Annotated in this window: 14 protein-coding genes and 1 riboswitch; of the genes, 4 read left to right on the top strand and 10 right to left on the bottom strand. The window is 69.0% G+C overall.

Annotation, left to right across the window (positions count from 1 at the left end; translation table 11 throughout):
- Positions 1-2 precede the first annotated feature (2 nt).
- From ASC95_RS32110 to pth, 10 genes are all read right to left on the bottom strand, one after another.
- Positions 3-197 (bottom strand): DUF1636 family protein, encoded by a 195-nt coding sequence (locus ASC95_RS32110; RefSeq protein WP_255355283.1) that lies wholly within the window; start codon positions 195-197, stop codon positions 3-5.
- A 145-nt stretch (positions 198-342) separates the two neighbouring features.
- Positions 343-912 carry a cob(I)yrinic acid a,c-diamide adenosyltransferase gene (gene cobO / locus ASC95_RS26390; protein ID WP_057300666.1) on the bottom strand — a complete coding sequence of 190 codons (570 nt, stop codon included), beginning with the start codon at positions 910-912 and terminating at the stop codon, positions 343-345.
- A 6-nt stretch (positions 913-918) separates the two neighbouring features.
- A complete protein-coding gene (locus ASC95_RS26385; protein ID WP_057300665.1) occupies positions 919-2,211 on the bottom strand; it encodes a cobyrinate a,c-diamide synthase in 1,293 nt (430 codons plus the stop codon).
- Positions 2,208-2,969, bottom strand: coding sequence for an ABC transporter ATP-binding protein (locus tag ASC95_RS26380; RefSeq protein WP_057300664.1), 762 nt, complete (start codon positions 2,967-2,969; stop codon positions 2,208-2,210). The genes ASC95_RS26385 and ASC95_RS26380 overlap by 4 nt, the downstream gene beginning before the upstream one ends.
- A complete protein-coding gene (locus ASC95_RS26375) occupies positions 2,966-3,946 on the bottom strand; it encodes an iron ABC transporter permease (protein ID WP_057300663.1) in 981 nt (326 codons plus the stop codon). The genes ASC95_RS26380 and ASC95_RS26375 overlap by 4 nt, the downstream gene beginning before the upstream one ends.
- Positions 3,946-4,803 carry an ABC transporter substrate-binding protein gene (locus ASC95_RS26370; RefSeq protein WP_057300662.1) on the bottom strand — a complete coding sequence of 286 codons (858 nt, stop codon included), beginning with the start codon at positions 4,801-4,803 and terminating at the stop codon, positions 3,946-3,948. The genes ASC95_RS26375 and ASC95_RS26370 overlap by 1 nt, the downstream gene beginning before the upstream one ends.
- On the bottom strand, positions 4,796-5,344 hold the full coding sequence (gene cobU, locus ASC95_RS26365; RefSeq protein WP_057300661.1) for a bifunctional adenosylcobinamide kinase/adenosylcobinamide-phosphate guanylyltransferase: 549 nt from the start codon (positions 5,342-5,344) through the stop codon (positions 4,796-4,798). Before cobU ends, ASC95_RS26370 begins: the two co-directional genes overlap by 8 nt.
- A 7-nt stretch (positions 5,345-5,351) precedes the next feature.
- Complete coding sequence (locus tag ASC95_RS26360) at positions 5,352-7,220, bottom strand: TonB-dependent receptor domain-containing protein (protein WP_082568138.1); 1,869 nt, start codon at positions 7,218-7,220, stop codon at positions 5,352-5,354.
- A gap of 76 nt (positions 7,221-7,296) precedes the next feature.
- Positions 7,297-7,527, bottom strand: a riboswitch (cobalamin riboswitch).
- On the bottom strand, positions 7,523-7,933 hold the full coding sequence (locus ASC95_RS26355; RefSeq protein WP_057300659.1) for a hypothetical protein: 411 nt from the start codon (positions 7,931-7,933) through the stop codon (positions 7,523-7,525). (Overlaps the previous riboswitch by 5 nt.)
- Positions 7,930-8,565: an aminoacyl-tRNA hydrolase gene (pth, locus tag ASC95_RS26350; protein ID WP_057300658.1), complete on the bottom strand. Its 636-nt coding sequence runs from the start codon at positions 8,563-8,565 to the stop codon at positions 7,930-7,932. Before pth ends, ASC95_RS26355 begins: the two co-directional genes overlap by 4 nt.
- Positions 8,566-8,647: 82 nt before the next feature.
- On the opposite strand from pth, the gene ASC95_RS26345 reads away from it, so the two are divergent.
- From ASC95_RS26345 to ASC95_RS26330, 4 genes are read left to right on the top strand one after another with little or no spacing between them, the layout of a single operon-like run.
- Positions 8,648-10,108, top strand: coding sequence for an MdtA/MuxA family multidrug efflux RND transporter periplasmic adaptor subunit (locus ASC95_RS26345; RefSeq protein ID WP_057300657.1), 1,461 nt, complete (start codon positions 8,648-8,650; stop codon positions 10,106-10,108).
- Between the two features lie 4 nt (positions 10,109-10,112).
- On the top strand, positions 10,113-13,241 hold the full coding sequence (locus tag ASC95_RS26340) for an MdtB/MuxB family multidrug efflux RND transporter permease subunit (protein ID WP_057300656.1): 3,129 nt from the start codon (positions 10,113-10,115) through the stop codon (positions 13,239-13,241).
- Positions 13,238-16,345, top strand: a complete 3,108-nt coding sequence (locus tag ASC95_RS26335) for a multidrug efflux RND transporter permease subunit (protein WP_057300655.1) — start codon at positions 13,238-13,240, stop codon at positions 16,343-16,345. The genes ASC95_RS26340 and ASC95_RS26335 overlap by 4 nt, the downstream gene beginning before the upstream one ends.
- A 3-nt stretch (positions 16,346-16,348) precedes the next feature.
- Entirely contained in the window at positions 16,349-17,740 is a 1,392-nt protein-coding gene (locus ASC95_RS26330; RefSeq protein WP_057300654.1) for an efflux transporter outer membrane subunit, read from the top strand.
- The last annotated feature ends 44 nt before the right edge of the window (positions 17,741-17,784 follow it).

Raw genomic sequence — 17,784 nt, 5'->3', positions numbered from 1 at the left:
GATCAACGCAGCGGCGGCAATCGCGCCACCAGGCCGCCCTTGAGTCGGTCCGGCCGGCGGTCCCAGGCCAGCAGGCCGTCACCTGGCTCCGCATGCTGGGCGGCCACGGCCAGCAGCGCCTGGACGCTCGCCGCATCAGGCGCGAGCTGCCCGAACAGATAGCTGTCTTGTTCGCGCCCTGCAAGGCCGCGGTGCAGCTTTGCTTGCAGGCGGCCATGCAGGCCTGGCCGCGGATGGGTAGCGGCCAGTCGCGCGCCAATGCCTCGTTCTCGACGGCCTCCAGCAGCGCCTGGCCCTGGCCATCGGCGCAGGTGGTGCAGATGACGAGGGCGCTGTGCATCATCAGTCCTCGATCCCCCGCTGCGCCGGCACGCCGGCCTTGTAGTGGTGCTTGATCATCGTCATCTCGGTGACCGTGTCGGCCAGCTCGATCAACTCGGTCGGTGCGCCGCGGCCGGTCAGCACGACGTGCACATGCGGCGGGCGCTCGCGCAGGCAGGTGAGCACCTGCTCCAGCGCCAGCCAGCCGTAGCGCAGCGGGTACATGATCTCGTCCAGCACGACGAGGAAATGGTCGCCCGCGCGAATGACCGATTCAGCGCGGCCCCAGCCCTCGCGGGCGAGCTCGGCGGAGTGCTCCAGATCCTTGCTCTTCCATGAGAAACCGTCGCCCAGCCCCTCGATGGGCACGCCCAGGTGCTCGAACACGCGGTGCTCGCCGAAACGCGCGCTGGGCACCTTCATGAATTGATAGATGCGCACCGGCTTGCCGCGGCCATGCGCGCGCAGCGCCAGGCCAAAGGCGGCGGTGCTCTTGCCCTTGCCGTCGCCGGTGTGGACGATCACCAGGCCGCGGCGCTCGCCGCTGGGGATCACACGTTCGCGGTCGACGGGCGGTTTCTCGATTTCCATATCGCTTCAGCTCCCAAAGAAGGCGGCGACGGCCTCCGGATTGGACGGAAAGTAGTGGTGCACATAGCTCGCGCGCAGCGAGCCCTGCTGGTAGAGGGCCTCGGCGGTCTTGCCGCCATTGGGATTGCTCGCCGTGGCAATGGGCATGAGCGGCGTCTCCAGCGTGGAGTAGTGATAACTGTGGCCGCGCAGCGGGCCTTCCGGCCAATCGATGGCCTGCAGGCCCAGTGCCGCCAGGCGGTGCTGCACATGGGCACGCCCGGGCATGAGGCCGGCCATGCGGTGAGGCTCGCCGGCAGCGTCGGTCAGCTCGTCGAGCAGGGCCAGCATGCCGCCGCATTCGGCCAGAAAGGGCTTGCCTGCGCCGACGTGGCTGGCCAGGGCTGCGGCCAGTGTCGGATGGGCGCCCAGCGCCTCGGCATGCAACTCTGGATAGCCGCCTGGCAGCCAGACGGCGTCGCATCCCGGCAGCGCCTCGTGCCGCAGCGGCGAAAAGAAGACGAGTTCTGCGCCCAGGGCCCGCAGCAGGTCGACATTGGCCGGGTAGATGAAGGCGAAGGCGGCGTCGCGGGCGATGGCGATGCGCCGGCCTCCTAGCAGTGGTCGAAGAGAGGGTTCTGCCCCTGGCTCGAAGGGCAGCGGCTTGAAGGCAAGGCCCGGCCGCAGTCCCGCCTCCCAGGCATCGGCCCAGGCGTCGAGCTGGGCGTCCAGGCCCGGCTGCTCGAGCGCCTGCACGAGGCCCAGATGGCGCTCAGGCAGGATGAGCCTGGGCTCGCGCGGTAGCGCGGCGATCAGCGGCAGGTCGTCCGGCAGGCCTTCACTGAGCATGCGCCCATGCGCCGCGCTGCCGATGCGGTTGGCGATGACGCCGCAGTGGCGCAGCTCGGGCCGGAAGCGCTGCAGCCCCGTGGCCAGCGCCGCGAAGGTCTGGGCCATGGCCGAGGCGTCGATGACGCAGGCGACGGGCAGGCCGAAGGCGGCAGCCAGGTCGGCGCTGCTCGGGTTGCCGTCGAACAGGCCCATGACACCTTCAACGAGGATGAGGTCGGCGTCGCGCGCCGCATCGGCGAGCAGCGCCTGGCAATGGGCGAAGCCACCCATGAAGAGATCGAGCTGGTAGACCGGGCGGCCGCTGGCGCGCTCCAGGATGCTCGGGTCGAGGAAGTCCGGCCCGGTCTTGAAGACGCGCACGCGCCTGCCGCGCCGCGCGTGGCTGCGGGCAATGGCCGCGGTGATGCAGGTCTTGCCCGAGCCCGAGGACGGGGCACTGATGAAGAGGGCGGCGCAGTGGTGGGTCATAGCGGCAGGGCGACCCAGCGCCCTTCGATCTGTGCAATGTGCAGGCTGGGACCGAAGACGCGCTTCAAGGCCTCATGGGTCGCAGCATCGGCGGGAGCGCCGGTGTGCACGATGCGGCCGTCGGCCATCAGCACGAGGTGGTCGGCCTGCAGCGCCAGATGCAACTCGTGCAGCACGCTGACGATGCTGTGGCCGGCGGCGACGCGCGCCCGCACCAGGGCCATCCATTCGGCCTGATGGGGCGGGTCGAGGTGAGCCAGCGGTTCGTCCATCAAGGTCAGCGGTGCATTGACGGCCAGGGCGCGCGCCAGCAGCACCCGCTGGCGCTCGCCACCCGACAGCGAACCCAGCCGGCGCTCGCGCCAGGCCCAGCTCTGCGTGGCCTGCATCGCGGCCTGCACGGCGGCCTGATCGGACGCGGTAGGAGGTGCCAGCCAGGGACGATGCGGCAGGCGGCCGAGCTGCACAACGTCTTGCGCTGTCAGGTCATCGGCGCCGGTCTCCTGCTGGCCCATCCAGGCGAGCTGGCGGGCGCGCTCGCGGCTGGGCCAGTCGCTGAGTGGTTTGCCGCCCAGCTGCACGGTGCCGTCGCAGCGCTGCAGGCCGGCGATGGCCCGCAGCAGCGTCGACTTGCCGGCGCCGTTGGGGCCGACGATGGCTGTCCAGCGGCCCTCAGGCAGCACGAGGTCGATGTCGCTGATCAGGTCGCGGCCGTCGATGCGGACGCGTTTGATGCGGGCATGCAGCGCTGCACTCATCGCCTGGGCGCTCCGCGGCGATGCATCAACACCAGCAGATAGACGCCACCGAGTAATGCGGTGACAAGGCCGACGGGCAGCTCTTGGGGTCTCATCAGCCCGCGCGCGATCACGTCGGCCACCAGCAGGAGTGCGCCCCCAGCCGCGGCCGACATCAGGATGAGCTTGCCATGCAGCATCGGACACAGGCTGCGCACCAGATGGGGCGCGACCAGGCCGACAAAAGCGACGATGCCGGTCTGGGCGACGGCGGCGCCGGTCGCCAGCGCGAAGGCGAGGATGAGCAGCAGGCGCATCAACCCCATGCGAATGCCCAGCGACACGGCCGTGGCTTCGCCCAGCGTCAGTGCATCCAAAGCCGGGCTGGCCAGCAGGCCGACGACGAGGGCGACGACGCCGCTGACCGTCATGATCCAGACGCTGCTCCAGCCCAGCAGGCCGGTGTTCCCGAGCAGGAAGGCCTGCATGGCGCGCAGGATGTCGGGCGCCCACAGCGTCGCCAGGCCGGTCAGCGCGTTCAGCACCACGCCGACGACGACGCCGGCCAGCAAGAGGCGCAGTGTCTGCTCCACGCCGCGCGCGAGCACGAGCGTCAGGCCCACGCCCACCAGCGTGCCGACGAAGGCGATGCCGGTCAGGCCGACATGGGCCAGCAGCGAGGAGGTCTGCGGCGAGATGCCCGTCAGCGCCAGGGCGATGGCGACGGCCAGGCCCGCGCCTGAAGCACTGCCCAGCAGATAGGGGTCGGCCAGCGGGTTGCGGAACAGGCCTTGCGACATCGCACCGGCCATGCCGAGCAGGGCGCCGGCCCACCAGGCGCCCAACGAGCGCGGCAGGCGGATCTCCCACAGGATGATGCCCATGTTGTCGTCGCTCAGATCGGCCCAGCCGGTGCTGCCGATCGCCACGCCGGCCAGCACGCCGGCGGCGCCGACGATGAGCAGCAGCGTCAGCAGCACGCCCGGACGCAGGTTCATCACGAGGAAACCTTCTCGCGCAGGCACTTGGCCATGATCTGTGCCGCCTCAGCCATGCGAGGGCCGGGGCGCGCAAGGATGTCGCCTTCCTCGGGCTTGAAGACGCAGATGCGGCCGCGCTTGATGGCGTCGATGCGGTCCCAGCCGGGGCGCTGCGTCAGGCCCTCGGAGCCGCGCTGGCCGATCATGATCAGGGCTGGGTTGGCTTTGACGACGAACTCGGGGTTGATCTTGGGAAAGGGGCCGAGCGACGCCGGGATGATGTTGCCGGCGCCCAGCCGCGTCAGCGTCTCGCCCATGAAGGAGGACTCGCCGGCCGCCCAGAGGCCGCTGGCGACTTCGTAATAGACGCGCACGCCGCGCGCCGACGCTGGCACGGCGCTGGCCGCTGCGGCGACACCCGCCTCGATATGGCGCCAGACGCGCTGGGCATCCGGCACGTCGAGCACCTGGCCGATGATGTTCAGCACGCGCTGAACGTCCTTGTAGCTGCGCGGCTCCAGCACGACGACCTTGAGGCCCAAGGCGCGCAGCCGCTCGGCCACGCGCGAGGACACCGCCACCAGCACGACGTCGGGCTTGAGCGACGCGATCAGCTCGACGTTGGTGTCTTCCATTCCGCCGACCTTGGGCAGGGCGTTCACGCTGGCCGGAAAGTTGGAATAGCGGTCGACGCCGACCAGCCTGGCGCAGGCTCCCAGCTCGCAGACGGTCTCGGTCAGCGAGGGCAGCAGGCTGACGATGCGCTGGGGCGGAGCGGGGAGCTGCGTCGTGAAACCGAGGTCGTCCTTGATCTCGACAGCCTGTGCGGGCACGGCCACGGCCAGCAGCAGGACCAGGAAAAAGCGTTCAAGCATCGTTCAATTCCTCGACAGGTCGGGTCCAGGCCTGGCCCGCCACCATCAGTGTCAACCGGCCACACAGGCGCGCCACATCCTGGTTGAGGCGGCCCAGTTCGTCGATGTAGCCGCGCACCTCGCGGCCCAGCGGCGACACGCCCCAGCCGACCTCGTTGGAGACGAAGACGACGCGTGACTTCAGCCTCGGCAGCAGGTCCAGCAGCGCGGCGCGCTCGGCCTGCCAGCCGGCCGCGTCGGGCGCGCCATTCATCGGCATCAGCCAGTTGACCAGCCACAGCGTCAGGCAGTCGACGATGACCAGGGTGTTGGCGTCGTCGGCCTGTTGAAGGGCAGCGCTCAAGGCCAGCGGGACTTCAAGGGTCGTGAAGCCCGCCGGCCGCGAGGCGCGGTGATGGGCGATGCGCTCACGCATCTCCTCGTCGGCTGCCAAGGCAGTGGCGATGACCACCACGCGGCCCGGCCAGGCCAGGGCCAGCTTCTCGGCTTGGCGCGACTTGCCGCTGCGCTGGCCGCCGACGATGAGTTCGTGTGCGCTCATGGCGCCATTAGAGCGTGGGGGTGAAGCGCAGCGAGATCAGCGCGGTGCGCGGTGCCGACGCATAGCCATAGGCCGTCGACGTCTCGCGGTCGAAGGCGTTGTCCAGGTTCAGCTGCAGCTTCAGATCCTTGCGGATCTTGTACTGCGCGTTGAAGTTGACCAGGCCATAGCCGCCCAGCTTGCGCGTGTTGGCGGCGTTGTCCCAGCGCGCGCCCGAGGCCTGCACGCTGCTGCCCAGCAACCAGTCGCCCAGTTCGGTGTCGGCACCCAGCGTGGCCAGGCGCTTGGCGCGGCGGGCCAGCAGCAGGCCGGTGCTGGCGTCGGTGGACTTCTGGAAGTCCATCGTGGCGCGCAGGTTCACGCTGCCGGCCTTGGTGTTGCCGGCCAGGGTCACGCCGCGCAGGCGGGCCGCCGACACGTTCTGGTAGCAGCCGAACTGGCTCTGGCAGCTGCCGGCAGCGCCGAAGATGATCAGCTTGCTGACGCGGTTGCGGTAGGCCGTGGCTGTGAACTCGGTTTCGCCGCTGCCGTACTTCAAGCCGAACTCGACATTGCGGCCGCGCTCTGCCTCCAGCGGCTTGACGCCGGGCTTGCTGAGGTCGGGGCCGTAGACCGTGCCCTGCTGATAGAGGGTCGGCGCGCGGAAGGCGTTGCCGATGGAGCCGACGACGCGCAGGCCGGTCACGACCTCATAGCCGGCCAGCAGCGTGCCGGTGTCGACACTGCCGAACTGGCTGTCGTCGTCGTGGCGAGCGTGGGCTTGCAGGCTGAACGCACCGGCATGGAGCAGATAGCCCGCGCCGACGGCATTGCGGTGGCGCTTGCCAACGCCAGCGGTCACGAGGCCGCTGTTCTCCAGCTTGTCCTCGATGCGCTCGCCCTGGAAATTGACCTGCTGGCCCTTGCCCAGCACATAGGAACCGGTCAAGGCCAGGCTCTTGACCTTGGTGATGGTCAGATAGGGCGAGGGCGAGGTCTCGTAGCGGTCGCGCGACTCGCCGTAGCTGAGCTGGGTCTGCAGGGCCGGTGCCCATTGCGCCGTCCAGGCCAGGCGGGTGGCGTCGGTGTCCTGCAGGCTGCGGTCGTCCGCCAGCGGCTTGGACTTGGAAGCGTCGTACTGGCCGTTGATGTGGTTCTTGATGACGATCAGTTCGGCGCGATGGCCTTCGGCCAGCTGGGCGCCGACACGGGCCGTGCCCTGGTATTTGCGCCAGCCATCGCGGTCGGGCACGTAGCTGAAGGAGCCGGGATAGTCGATGGTCGAATTGAAGCCGTCGCTCTCTTCGATGGCGCCGGTGAAGGCGAAGTCGACCAGCCCCAGGCTGCCGAACAGGCCGCCGTCGGCCTTCATCGTGCCCTGGGTGCCCAGGCCGACGCCGAAGCCGGCGCTGATCTTGCCACCGCCTTTGCGGGTGAAGATCTGCACCACGCCGCCGACGGCGTCCGAGCCGTAGATGGCGCTGGCCGGGCCCTTCAGCACTTCCACGCGTTCGACCTGCGCGACCGGAATGCCCTGCCAGCTGGCGCCGCCGGTGGCCTGCGAATCCATGCGCACGCCGTCCACCAGCACGAGGGTGTGACGGGTGTCGGCGCCGCGCAGGAAGAGGGAGGTCGTCGATGCGGCGCCGCCGTTGCGGACCATCTCGGCGCAGCCGTTGTTGCGCAGCAGGTCGGCCACGCTGGCGGCGGCCTGGCGCTCGATGTCGGCGCGGGTGATGACGGTCAGGTCGGCCAGCACTTCCGACAGGCGCTGCGGCGTGCGCGCGGCGGTGGTGACGACGGTGTCGAGCTTGTTCTGGGCGTGGGCGGAGGAAGCGCAGGCCACGGCGGAAAGGGCCAACAGCGACCGACGGGCCGCGAGGAGGGAATGGGACATGAGAGGAGACGCGAACGAACACCCAGCCGTGCTGACCCCCGCAGCAAGGCTGAAAAACGGCCACCGCGCAAGCGCGCGAGGTGGCCCCGTCGTTGGCCGGTATCCGGGCTGGTGGCGCTGCATTCGAGACCTTCCCAGCCGTGAGGCCAGTGGTCGTGGATCGAACGCCGAGGCAGGAGCCTCGTCCACTTACCGTTGCGGGGACAGCTCAGGTTAGGCGCGCCGCGTCACGGTCTGCCCTCCTGATTCCCGTTGAACTGCGGCCGCCATGAGGGCGGCCGCGAGCACCAACGGCGCGGATTCTATCGATGCCCGCTGGCGGCCGCGGAAGGCTTGTGCGGCTTGGCCGTCTTGGGCGGCTTCAGATGCGTCACTGCCGGGCCGCTGGCGGTCGGTGCCGGCGCCGGCACCGACTGCAGGCCGACCGCTGCAGCGCGCTGGTGGCGGGCCTCGGCCTCGCTGGCACGGCGCGAGGCGGCCAGCGCGGCGGCCTGTTTGGCATCCACCAGGTGTCGATCCCGCGCGGCGCGGCTGTCAGCCGTGCTGGGCTGGTCGTAACTGATAGCGCTCTCGCCAGCGCCGCCGGGGCAGGGTGAGTCACGCAGGTCGCGCCCGTCTGGCCCGCAGCGGTAGACCTGGGCCTTGCGCTGCACCGTCTGCGCCTGAGCAGGCAGGATGAGGAGGGTGAAGAACAGGGCCAGCAGCAGCTTCATGATGAGGGGGGAGTTTGCTCGATTGCCGCTGGCTTGGGCGGCTTGGGTCGCGGCGGCTTGGCGTGAATTTTGGCCAGCGCCTTGTCCATGTCGCCGCGCAGCATCAGTTCGACGGCGCCGTAGCTCTTCTCGATGCAATCCTCCACCGCCTGGCGCTCGGCCAGCGGCGGCCTGCGCAACACATAGCCGGCCACCTCGTCCTTGTGGCCGGGATGGCCGATGCCCAGCCGCAGCCGCCAGAAGTCACCGCTGCCGAGCTGCGCCTGCATGTCCTTCAGTCCGTTGTGGCCGCCGTTGCCGCCGCCCTTCTTGAACTTCATCTCGCCCGGGGGCAGGTCCAGCTCATCGTGGATGGCCAGGATCTCCTCCGGCGCGATCTTGAAGAAGCGCGCCAGCGCGGCCACCGACTTGCCGGACAGATTCATATACGTCATGGGCTGCAGCAGCCAGATGGGGCCGCTGGCGCCCGGCGCCTGGTTCACGCGGGCCACCAGCCCGTGATAGGCCTTGTCGGGCGCCAGGCTCACCTTGAGGCCCCGTGCCAGGCCATCGATCCACCAGAAACCGGCGTTGTGGCGCGTGTCTTCGTACTCGGCACCTGGATTGCCCAGGCCCACCATCAGCTTGATCATGGACGTGATCGTAGCTTTCAGCTTCAGCAATGCTGCAGCTACATTCGGCCGGGAAACTTGGCTGCAACCAGGAGTGGACCGAATGCAGAACAAGGAATCCAAGGGCAGAAATAAAACCTGGATCTGGGTCGCGGTAGCTGTCGTCGTCGTCATCGCGGCTGCGGCGTGGTGGTGGAAGGGCCGAGGCGGCGAAGGCGCCGCTGACGGGCCGGCCGGCGCGGCATCCGCCGCATCAGGCGCCGGCGGACCTGGCAGGCCCGCGGGCGGGCGCTTTGGCCGCAGTGGGCCGCAGCCAGTCACGGTCGCCGCGGTGCAAAGGCGCGACATGGCCGTCGTCGTGGACGCCATCGGCAGCATCGCCTCGGCCAACACCGCGGTGGTGCATGCCAAGGTCAGCGGCGAGCTGAAGGCAATCTATTTCCGCGAGGGCCAACCCGTGAAGGCCGGCCAGGTGCTGGCCTTGATCGACCCCAAGCCCTACGAGATCGCCCGCGACCAGGCCCTGGCCACGCTGGCCCGCGATCAGGCCCAACTGGAGAACGCCCGCGCCGACCTGGCCCGCTACAAGGATCTCGTCGCCAAGGAGGCCGCGCCGCGCCAGCAGCTGGACACCCAGCAGGCCCTGGTGCGCCAGCTCGAAGCCACGCTGCTGTCCGACCAAGCCGCGGTGGACAACGCCAGGTTGCAGCTGTCCTACACCCGCGTCACCGCGCCCATCGCCGGCCAGGCGGGCCTGAAGCAGGCTGACCTGGGCAACAACATCACGCCCGGCGATACCAATGGCCTGCTGACCATCGCCCAGACCCAGCCGGCCGCTGTCGTCTTTGCCGTGCCTGACGCCCGCCTGCCGCGCATCCGCCAGCAGCTGGGCGACAAGCAGGCCCTGCCCGTGCAGGCCTGGGACCGCGAGCGCCGCACCAAGCTGGCCGAGGGACGCGTGGCCAGCACCGACAACGCCATTGACGCCACCACCGGCACCATCAAGGTCAAGGCCTTGTTCGAGAACAAGGATGGTGGCCTCTTTCCCAACCAGTTCGTCAACGTGCGCCTGCAACTGGACACGCTGAAGGGCGTGCTCGTCGTGCCGACGGCGGCCGTGCAGCGCGGCTCGCAGGGCATCTTTGTCTACGTCGTGACCGATGGCCAGGTGGCGCTGCGCAAGGTGCAGACCCTGGCGACCGATGGCGATCTCACCGCCGTGCAGGGCGAGCTGAAGGAGGGCGACCAGGTCGTCACCGACGGCGCCGACCGCCTGCGTGACGGCGGCAAGGCCGAGGTCATCAAGGTGCCGGCAGGTGGCGCCACCGGTGCGGGTGGACGTGGCGGCCGTGGACGCGGCGCGGGTGCTGCGAGTGCGCCGGGTGCCAGTGCCAATGCAGGTACCAGCGGTGCGAGCGCAGCAGCAGCTGCTGCTGCCGACGGCGAGCGCCCCCGCTGGGCCGACCGCGTGCCGCCCGAGATGGTCGAGAAGCTCAAGGCCATGAGCCCCGAGGACCGTCGCACCTGGATCCAGCAGCACCGCGCCTCGGCTCCATCGAACTAAGCCGATGAACCCGTCACGCCTTTTCATCGCGCGGCCGGTTGCGACCTCGCTGCTGATGCTGGCCATCGTGCTGGCCGGCGCGCTGGCCTACCGGCTGCTGCCGGTGTCGGCCCTGCCCGAGGTCGACTACCCGACCATCCAGGTCACGACGCTGTACCCCGGCGCCAGCCCCGACGTGATGACGTCCTCCGTCACGGCGCCGCTGGAGCGCCAGTTCGGCCAGATGCCGGGCCTGGCGCAGATGTCATCGACCAGCTCGGGCGGTGCTTCCGTCATCACGCTGCGCTTCGAGTTGAGCCTGGCGCTCGATGTGGCCGAGCAGGAGGTGCAGGCCGCCATCAACGCCGGCAGCAACCTGCTGCCCAGCGACCTGCCCATGCCGCCGGTCTACAGCAAGGTCAACCCGGCTGACGCGCCGGTGCTGACCATCGCCATCAGCTCCACGTCGCTGCCCATCACGCGGGTGCACGACCTCGTCGAAAGCCGCCTGGCGCAGAAGATTTCGCAGGTGCCGGGCGTGGGCTTGGTGGGTATCGCCGGCGGCCGGCGGCCGGCCGTGCGCATCCAGGCCAACCCCGGCGCGCTGGCGTCGCTGGGCCTGTCCATCGACGATGTGCGCACCGCCATCTCGGCGGCCAACGTCAACCAGTCCAAGGGCAGTTTCGACGGGCCGCTGCGGGCCTCGACGCTGGACGCCAACGACCAGTTGCGCAGCGCCGCCGAGTACGCCAACCTCGTCATCGCCTACAAGAACGGCAATGCGGTGCGGCTCAAGGATGTGGCCGAGCTGGTGGACGACGCCGAGAACCTGCGCCTGGCCGCCTGGGCCGGCCAGGCCGGCAAGTCGTCCGTGTCGGCCGTCATCCTGAACGTGCAGCGCCAGCCGGGCGCCAACGTCATCGAGACCGTGGACCGCGTGCGCGCCGTGCTGCCGCAGCTGCAGGCCAGCCTGCCGGCGTCGCTGGACGTGCAACTGCTCAGCGACCGCACCACCACCATCCGCGCCTCGGTGACCGATGTGCAGCATGAGCTGCTTTTCGCCGTCGTCCTCGTCATCGGCGTCATCTTCGTCTTCCTGCGCAGCGTGCCGGCCACCATCATCCCGGCCGTCGCCGTGCCGGTGTCGCTGGTGGGCACCTTCGGCGTCATGTACATGGCGGGGTTCTCGATCAACAACCTGACGTTGATGGCGTTGGTGATCTCCACGGGCTTCGTGGTGGACGACGCCATCGTCATGATTGAGAACATTGCGCGGCACATGGAGGAGGGCGGTGAAGCCGTCAGCCCCTACGAGGCGGCGCTGACCGGGTCCAAGCAGATCGGCTTCACCATCATCTCGCTGACCGTGTCGCTGATTGCCGTGCTGATCCCGCTGCTCTTCATGGGTGATGTGGTCGGCCGCCTCTTCCACGAGTTCGCCATCACGCTGGCCGTGTCCATCCTGATCTCGGCCTTCGTGTCGCTTACGCTGACGCCGATGATGTGTGCGCGCCTGCTCAAGCATGAGCATGACGAAGACCACGGCTGGCTGTGGCGCCGCGTGGGCAAGGCCTTTGACGACACCATCGCCGCCTATGGCCGCATGCTGAACTGGGTGCTGGACCGCTCGGCTGCGACGCTGGTCGTCTTCATCGCCACGCTGGGCCTGACCGGCGTCCTCTACCTGCTCGTGCCCAAGGGCTTCTTTCCGGTGCAGGACACGGGCCAGTTGCAGGGCATCACCGAGGCGGCCCAGTCGACTTCATTCGGCGCAATGGCCGAGCACCAGCAGCGCTTGGCCGAGCGCGTGCTGAAGGACCCCGCGGTGGAGAGCGTGTCTTCCTTCATCGGCGTGGACGGCGGCAACACGACGCTGAACCAGGGCCGGCTGCAGATCTCGCTCAAGCCCAAGGAGGGCCGTGGTGCAAGCGCGGCCGAGGTGGCGCGCCGCATCGCCGACGCGGCCGCCAGCGAACCCGGCATTGCGCTGTATCTGCAGCCGGTGCAGGACCTGACCATCGAGGACCGCATCGCCAAGACGCAATACCAGTTCACGCTGAGCTCACCCGACTCCGCGGAACTGAGCCGCTCGACCACCGCCGTGCTCGAACGCCTGCGTGGCCTGAGCCAGATCGCCGACGTGGCCAGCGACCAGCAGGAGAAGGGCCTGCAGGCCTATGTAGACATCGACCGCGACGCCGCCGGGCGGCTGGGCGTCAGCGTGGCGGCCATCGACAGCGCGCTGTACAGCGCCTTTGGCCAGCGGCTGATCTCGACCATCTTCACGCAGAGCAACCAGTACCGCGTCGTGCTGGAAGTGGCGCCCGAGTACCGCCAGGGTCTGGACGGCCTGAAGCGCCTCTACGTGCCCGGCGCCGGTGGTGTGCAGGTGCCGCTCAGCTCGGTGGCGCGCTTCAGCGAGAAGCTGGCGCCGCTGGCCGTCAACCATGTGGCGCAGTTCCCGTCCTCGACCCTTTCGTTCAACCTCGCGCCCGGTGCGTCGCTGGGCGAAGCGGTCAAGGCGGTCCGCGCCGAGGTCGATGCGTTGCAGCTGCCGCTGAGCGTCGAGACGCGCTTCGAGGGCGCGGCACTGGCTTTCCAGGCGTCGCTGACCAGCACGCTACTGCTGATCCTGGCGGCCATCGTGACGATGTACATCGTGCTGGGCGTGCTCTACGAGAGCACCATCCACCCGCTGACCATCCTGTCCACGCTGCCGTCGGCGGGCCTGGGGGCCCTGCTGGCCCTTCTGGTGTTCCGCCTGGACCTGGGCATCATCGCCATCATCGGCATCGTGCTGCTGATCGGCATCGTGAAGAAGAACGCGATCATGATGATCGACTTCGCCCTCGATGCGGAACGCGAGATGGGGATGAAGCCGCGGGAGGCCATCCACCAGGCCGCGATGACGCGCTTCAGGCCCATCCTGATGACGACGATGGCGGCATTGCTGGGTGCACTGCCGCTGATGCTGGGCACGGGTGTGGGCAGCGAGCTGCGCCATCCGTTGGGCGTCGTCATGGTTGGTGGCTTGATCGTCAGCCAGCTGCTGACGCTGTTCACGACGCCGGTCATCTATCTGGGCTTCGCCGCGCTGGCCGCCCGGCTCAAGCGCGGCCGCAAGCCCCGCACTGAAGAAGGGGCCGCGGCGTGAACCTTTCGCGCGTCTTCGTCGAGCGCCCCATCGGCACGACGCTGATCACCTGCGGCCTGGCGCTGGCCGGTGCCATCGCCTACCTGCTGCTGCCCATCGCGCCGCTGCCGCAGGTCGAGTTCCCGACCATCTCGGTCAGCGCCTCCCTGCCCGGTGCCAGCCCTGACACCATGGCCGCGACCGTCGCCACACCGCTGGAGCGCACGCTCGGCAGCATCGCCGGCGTGACCGAGATCACCTCGTCCTCGTCGCTGGGTAGCAGCCGCGTCACGCTGCAGTTCGACCTCAGCCGCGACATCGACAGTGCCGCGCGCGACGTGCAGGCCGGCATCAATGCCTCGCGTGCCCTGCTGCCCACCGGCATGCCGAGCAACCCGAGCTACCGCAAGGTCAACCCGGCCGACGCGCCCATCATGATCGTGGCGCTGACCTCCGACACACTGACGCGCGGCCAGATGTATGACGCCGCGTCCACGGTACTCGCGCAGCGGCTGTCGCAAGTGGAGGGCGTCGGCCAGGTCAGTGTCGGCGGCGGTGCCTTGCCCGCGGTGCGCATCGAGCTGGACCCGAACAAGCTGTCGGCTCAAGGGCTCTCGCTGGATCAGGTCAGGGCTGCCGTCGTCGCGACGAATGCCAACCGGCCCAAGGGCCAACTGGAGAGCGGGGATCGCTACTGGCAGATCACCGCCAACGACCAGGCTCGCCTGGCCAGCGACTACGCGCCCCTGGTGCTGAGCTACAAGAGCGGCGCCGCCGTGCAGCTGCGCGATGTGGCGGCCATCGAGGACAGCGTGCAGGACCTGCGCAACGACGGCCTGGCCAACGGCCGCTCCGCCGTGTTGCTGATCCTGAACAAGGCGCCCAGCGCCAACATCATCAAGACCGTCGACACGGTGCGGGCGCTGCTGCCGCAACTGCGCGCCTCCATCTCGCCGGCCATCAATGTCGACGTCGTCATGGACCGCACGTCCACCATCCGCGGCAGCATCAAGGAAGTGCAGCGCACGCTGGCGATCTCCTTCGGCCTGGTCATCGTGGTCGTCTTCATCTTCCTGCGGCGCTTTCGCGCAGCCCTGCTGCCGGCCGTGGCCGTGCCGGTGTCGCTGGCCGGCACCTGCGGCTTCATGTACCTGCTGGGCTACAGCATCGACAACCTGTCGTTGATGGCGATGACGGTGGCCACCGGTTTCGTCGTCGACGACGCCATCGTCGTGCTGGAGAACATCTCGCGCCACATCGAGCGCGGCATGCCGCCCCGCGAGGCGGCGCTGACGGGCGCCAGGGAGATTGGCTTCACCGTCATCTCCATCTCGCTGAGCCTGATCGCCGTCTTCATTCCCATCCTCGCGATGGGCGGCATTGTCGGGCGGCTGTTCCGCGAGTTCGCGGTCGTGCTGTCGGTGGCCATCCTGGTGTCCATGGTCGTGTCGCTGACCACCACGCCGATGATGGCGGCGACGCTGCTCAAGCCGCACGCCGAGGCGAAGAAGTCCGGGCGTTTCGGCCAGCGGCTGGCGCGGCTGCAGCGCGGGCTGATGCGGGGCTACCGCCGCACGCTGCGCTGGACATTGCGCCATCAGCCCATCGCGTTGCTGGTGCTGGCCGGCGTCGTCGCGCTGAACGTGCACCTGTACATGACCATCCCCAAGGGCTTCTTCCCGCAGCAGGACACCGGGCTGATGATCGGCGGCGTGCAGGCCGACCAGGCCAGCTCCTTCCAGGCCATGCAGATCAAGCTGCGCACCTTCCACGACATCGTGCGGGCCGACCCGGCCGTGGCCAACGTGACCGGCTTCACCGGCGGCGGCCAGCGCAACAGCGCCAACATGTTCATCAGCCTGAAGTCGCAGGCCGAGCGCAACGAGAGCATCGATGCCGTCATCAACCGGCTGCGCGGCAAGCTGGCCAGGGTGCCGGGCGCCAACCTGTTCATGGCGCCGGTGCAGGACATCCGCATCGGCGGCCGCCAGTCCAATGCCTCGCTGCAATACACGCTGCAGGCCGACGATCTGAGCGACCTGCGCACCTGGGAGCCGCGCATCCGCCGCGCGCTGACCGAGGTGCCCGAGATCACCGACGTCAACACCGACCAGCAGGACAAGGGCACGCAGACTTCGCTGGTCGTCGACCGCGACGCGCTGGCGCGGCTGGGCATCACGATGAGCGCCTTTGATGCCACGCTGAACAACGCCTTCGGCCAGCGCCAGGTCGGCGTCATCTACAACCCGCTGAACCAGTACCGCGTCGTCATGGAGCTTGCGCCCGTCTGGCTGCAAAGCCCGCAGACGCTGGACCGGCTGATGCTGACGAGCAGCGGCGGCAAGCAGGTGCCGATGTCGGCCGTGGCGCGCGTGGAAGTGACGAACACGCCGCTGTCCGTCAACCACCAGAGCGGCACGCCGGCCAGCACCATCAGCTTCAACCTGGCGGAGGGTGTGTCGCTGTCCGACGCCGTGGCAGCCATCAACGATGCCGTGGCCGGCAGCGGCGCGCCGGTGTCGGTGCGCGGCAGCTTCCAGGGAACGGCCCAGGCCTTCCAGGCCTCGCTGAAGTCCCAGCCTCTGCTGATCCTTGCGGCTGTCGTGACCATCTATTTGGTGCTGGGCATGCTCTACGAGAGCCTTATCCACCCGATCACCATCCTGTCGACGCTGCCGTCGGCCGGCGTCGGCGCGCTGCTGGCGCTGATGGCCTTCAAGACCGACTTCACCATCATTGCGCTGATCGGCGTCATCCTCTTGATCGGCATCGTCAAGAAGAACGCCATCATGATGCTGGACTTCGCCATCTCGGCCCAGCACGCCGCCGAGGAGCGCGGCAGCCGGCTGTCGCCCGGTGCAGCCATCTACCGCGCGGCGCTGCTGCGGCTGCGGCCCATCCTGATGACGACGGTGGCGGCTGTCTTCGGCGCCGTGCCGCTGGCCCTGGGCCACGGTGAAGGGGCCGAGTTGCGCGTGCCGCTGGGCATCTCCATCGTCGGCGGCCTGCTGCTGAGCCAGCTGCTGACCCTCTACACCACGCCCGTCGTGTTCTGCTGCATGGACAGGCTGAGCCGCAAGAAGCGCGCGCCAGCTCGTACAGTTGTCATCCAGACGGCGACCTGAGCCATGCTTAAGACTGCCCTTGCTCCCTTGACCGTCGCGCTGCTGCTTGCCGGCTGTGCCGTGACCTCGCAGCACCCGCCTGCGGATGCCCCGCCGCCCGAGCACTTCACGGGCTCGCCCGAATGGCGGCGCGTGGCGCCCGAGGTCGCCGTGCCCGAGGCCTGGTGGACGATGTTCAAGGACCCGGTGCTGGACAGCCTGCAGGCCGACCTCGTCGTCGGCAACCAGAACCTTGCCGCGGCGCTGGCCCAGGTTGCGTCGGCCCGCGCGGTGCTTGCAGCCAGCCGCTCGGCGATCTTCCCCACGTTGTCCGTCGGCGCCGGCAGCACCCGATCCGCCTCGGCTGAGAACGGCAACGGCCAACGCACCGTGTCGACCAACAACTCGCTGACCGCCAACGCGGCCTGGGAGGTCGACCTGTGGGGGCGCCTCGCCGAAGGCGTCAAGGCCGCCGGCGCGAACTACCGGGCCAATCAGGCTGATCTGGCCGCGCTGCGCCTGTCGGCGCAGGCGACGCTGACGCAAAGCTATTTCGCTTTGCGCACCGCCGAGGCGCAGCAGGCGCTGCTGGAGCGCACGGTGAATGCCAACCAGCGCGCGCTGGAGCTGACGGAGGTCCGGTACGCCAGTGGCGTGGTTGCGCAGACCGATGTGCTGCAGGCGCGCACCCAGCTGCGCAGCGTGCAGTCGCAGCTCAGCGACATGCGCACCGAGCGCGCTCAGATCGAGCATGCCATCGCCGCCCAGCTCGGCAAGCTGCCGGGGCAGTTCCAGCTGCTCCCCAGTTCTCGGCTTCCTGAGCTGCCCCCGGTGCCAGACCTGGTCCCGTCGACGATGCTGGCCCAGCGCCCCGACATCGCCGCCGCGCGTGCCCGCCAGACGGCGGCGTATGCGCAGATCGGCATCGCCGATGCGGCCTTCTTTCCGTCCATCGACCTGTCGGCCAGCGCCGGCTACCGCGGCTCGTCCTGGTCCAACCTGATTTCGGCGCCCAATCTGCTGTGGAGCATCGGTGCGGCCGTGGCGCAGCCCATCTTTGACGGCGGTCAGCGCAAGCTGGCCTCGGCCCAGGCGCGCGCCTCGGCCGATGCCGCCACCGCCAACTACCGCCAGGCGGTGCTGACGGCCTTCCAGGAGGTCGAGGACAACCTCGTGCAGTTCGCCGAATCCGGCGCGGCGCTGGCCCTGCAGCGCGACGCTTTCGAGGCCGCCCAGCGCAACCTCGACATCGTGCTGGCCCAGTACCGCGCCGGCACGGTCAGCTTCCTGAACGTCAGTGCGGCGCAGAGTTCGCTGCTCTCGGCTGAAGCCAACCTGCTGTCTGCGCGCAACCGCCAGTTGGTGGCGGCCAATCTGCTGCTGAAGAACCTGGGCGGCAGGTTGCAGGCGCAATAAAAGCAAAAAAAAGGGCTCCTTGCGGAGCCCCTCGTCTTGGCTGG

Origin of the sequence: Pelomonas sp. Root1217 (genome assembly GCF_001425705.1) — a bacterium.
In the GTDB taxonomy this organism is placed as follows: domain Bacteria; phylum Pseudomonadota; class Gammaproteobacteria; order Burkholderiales; family Burkholderiaceae_C; genus Pelomonas.
The sequence above is the reverse complement of the archived record's forward strand: the minus strand, read 5'-3'. Positions and strand labels throughout refer to the sequence as shown.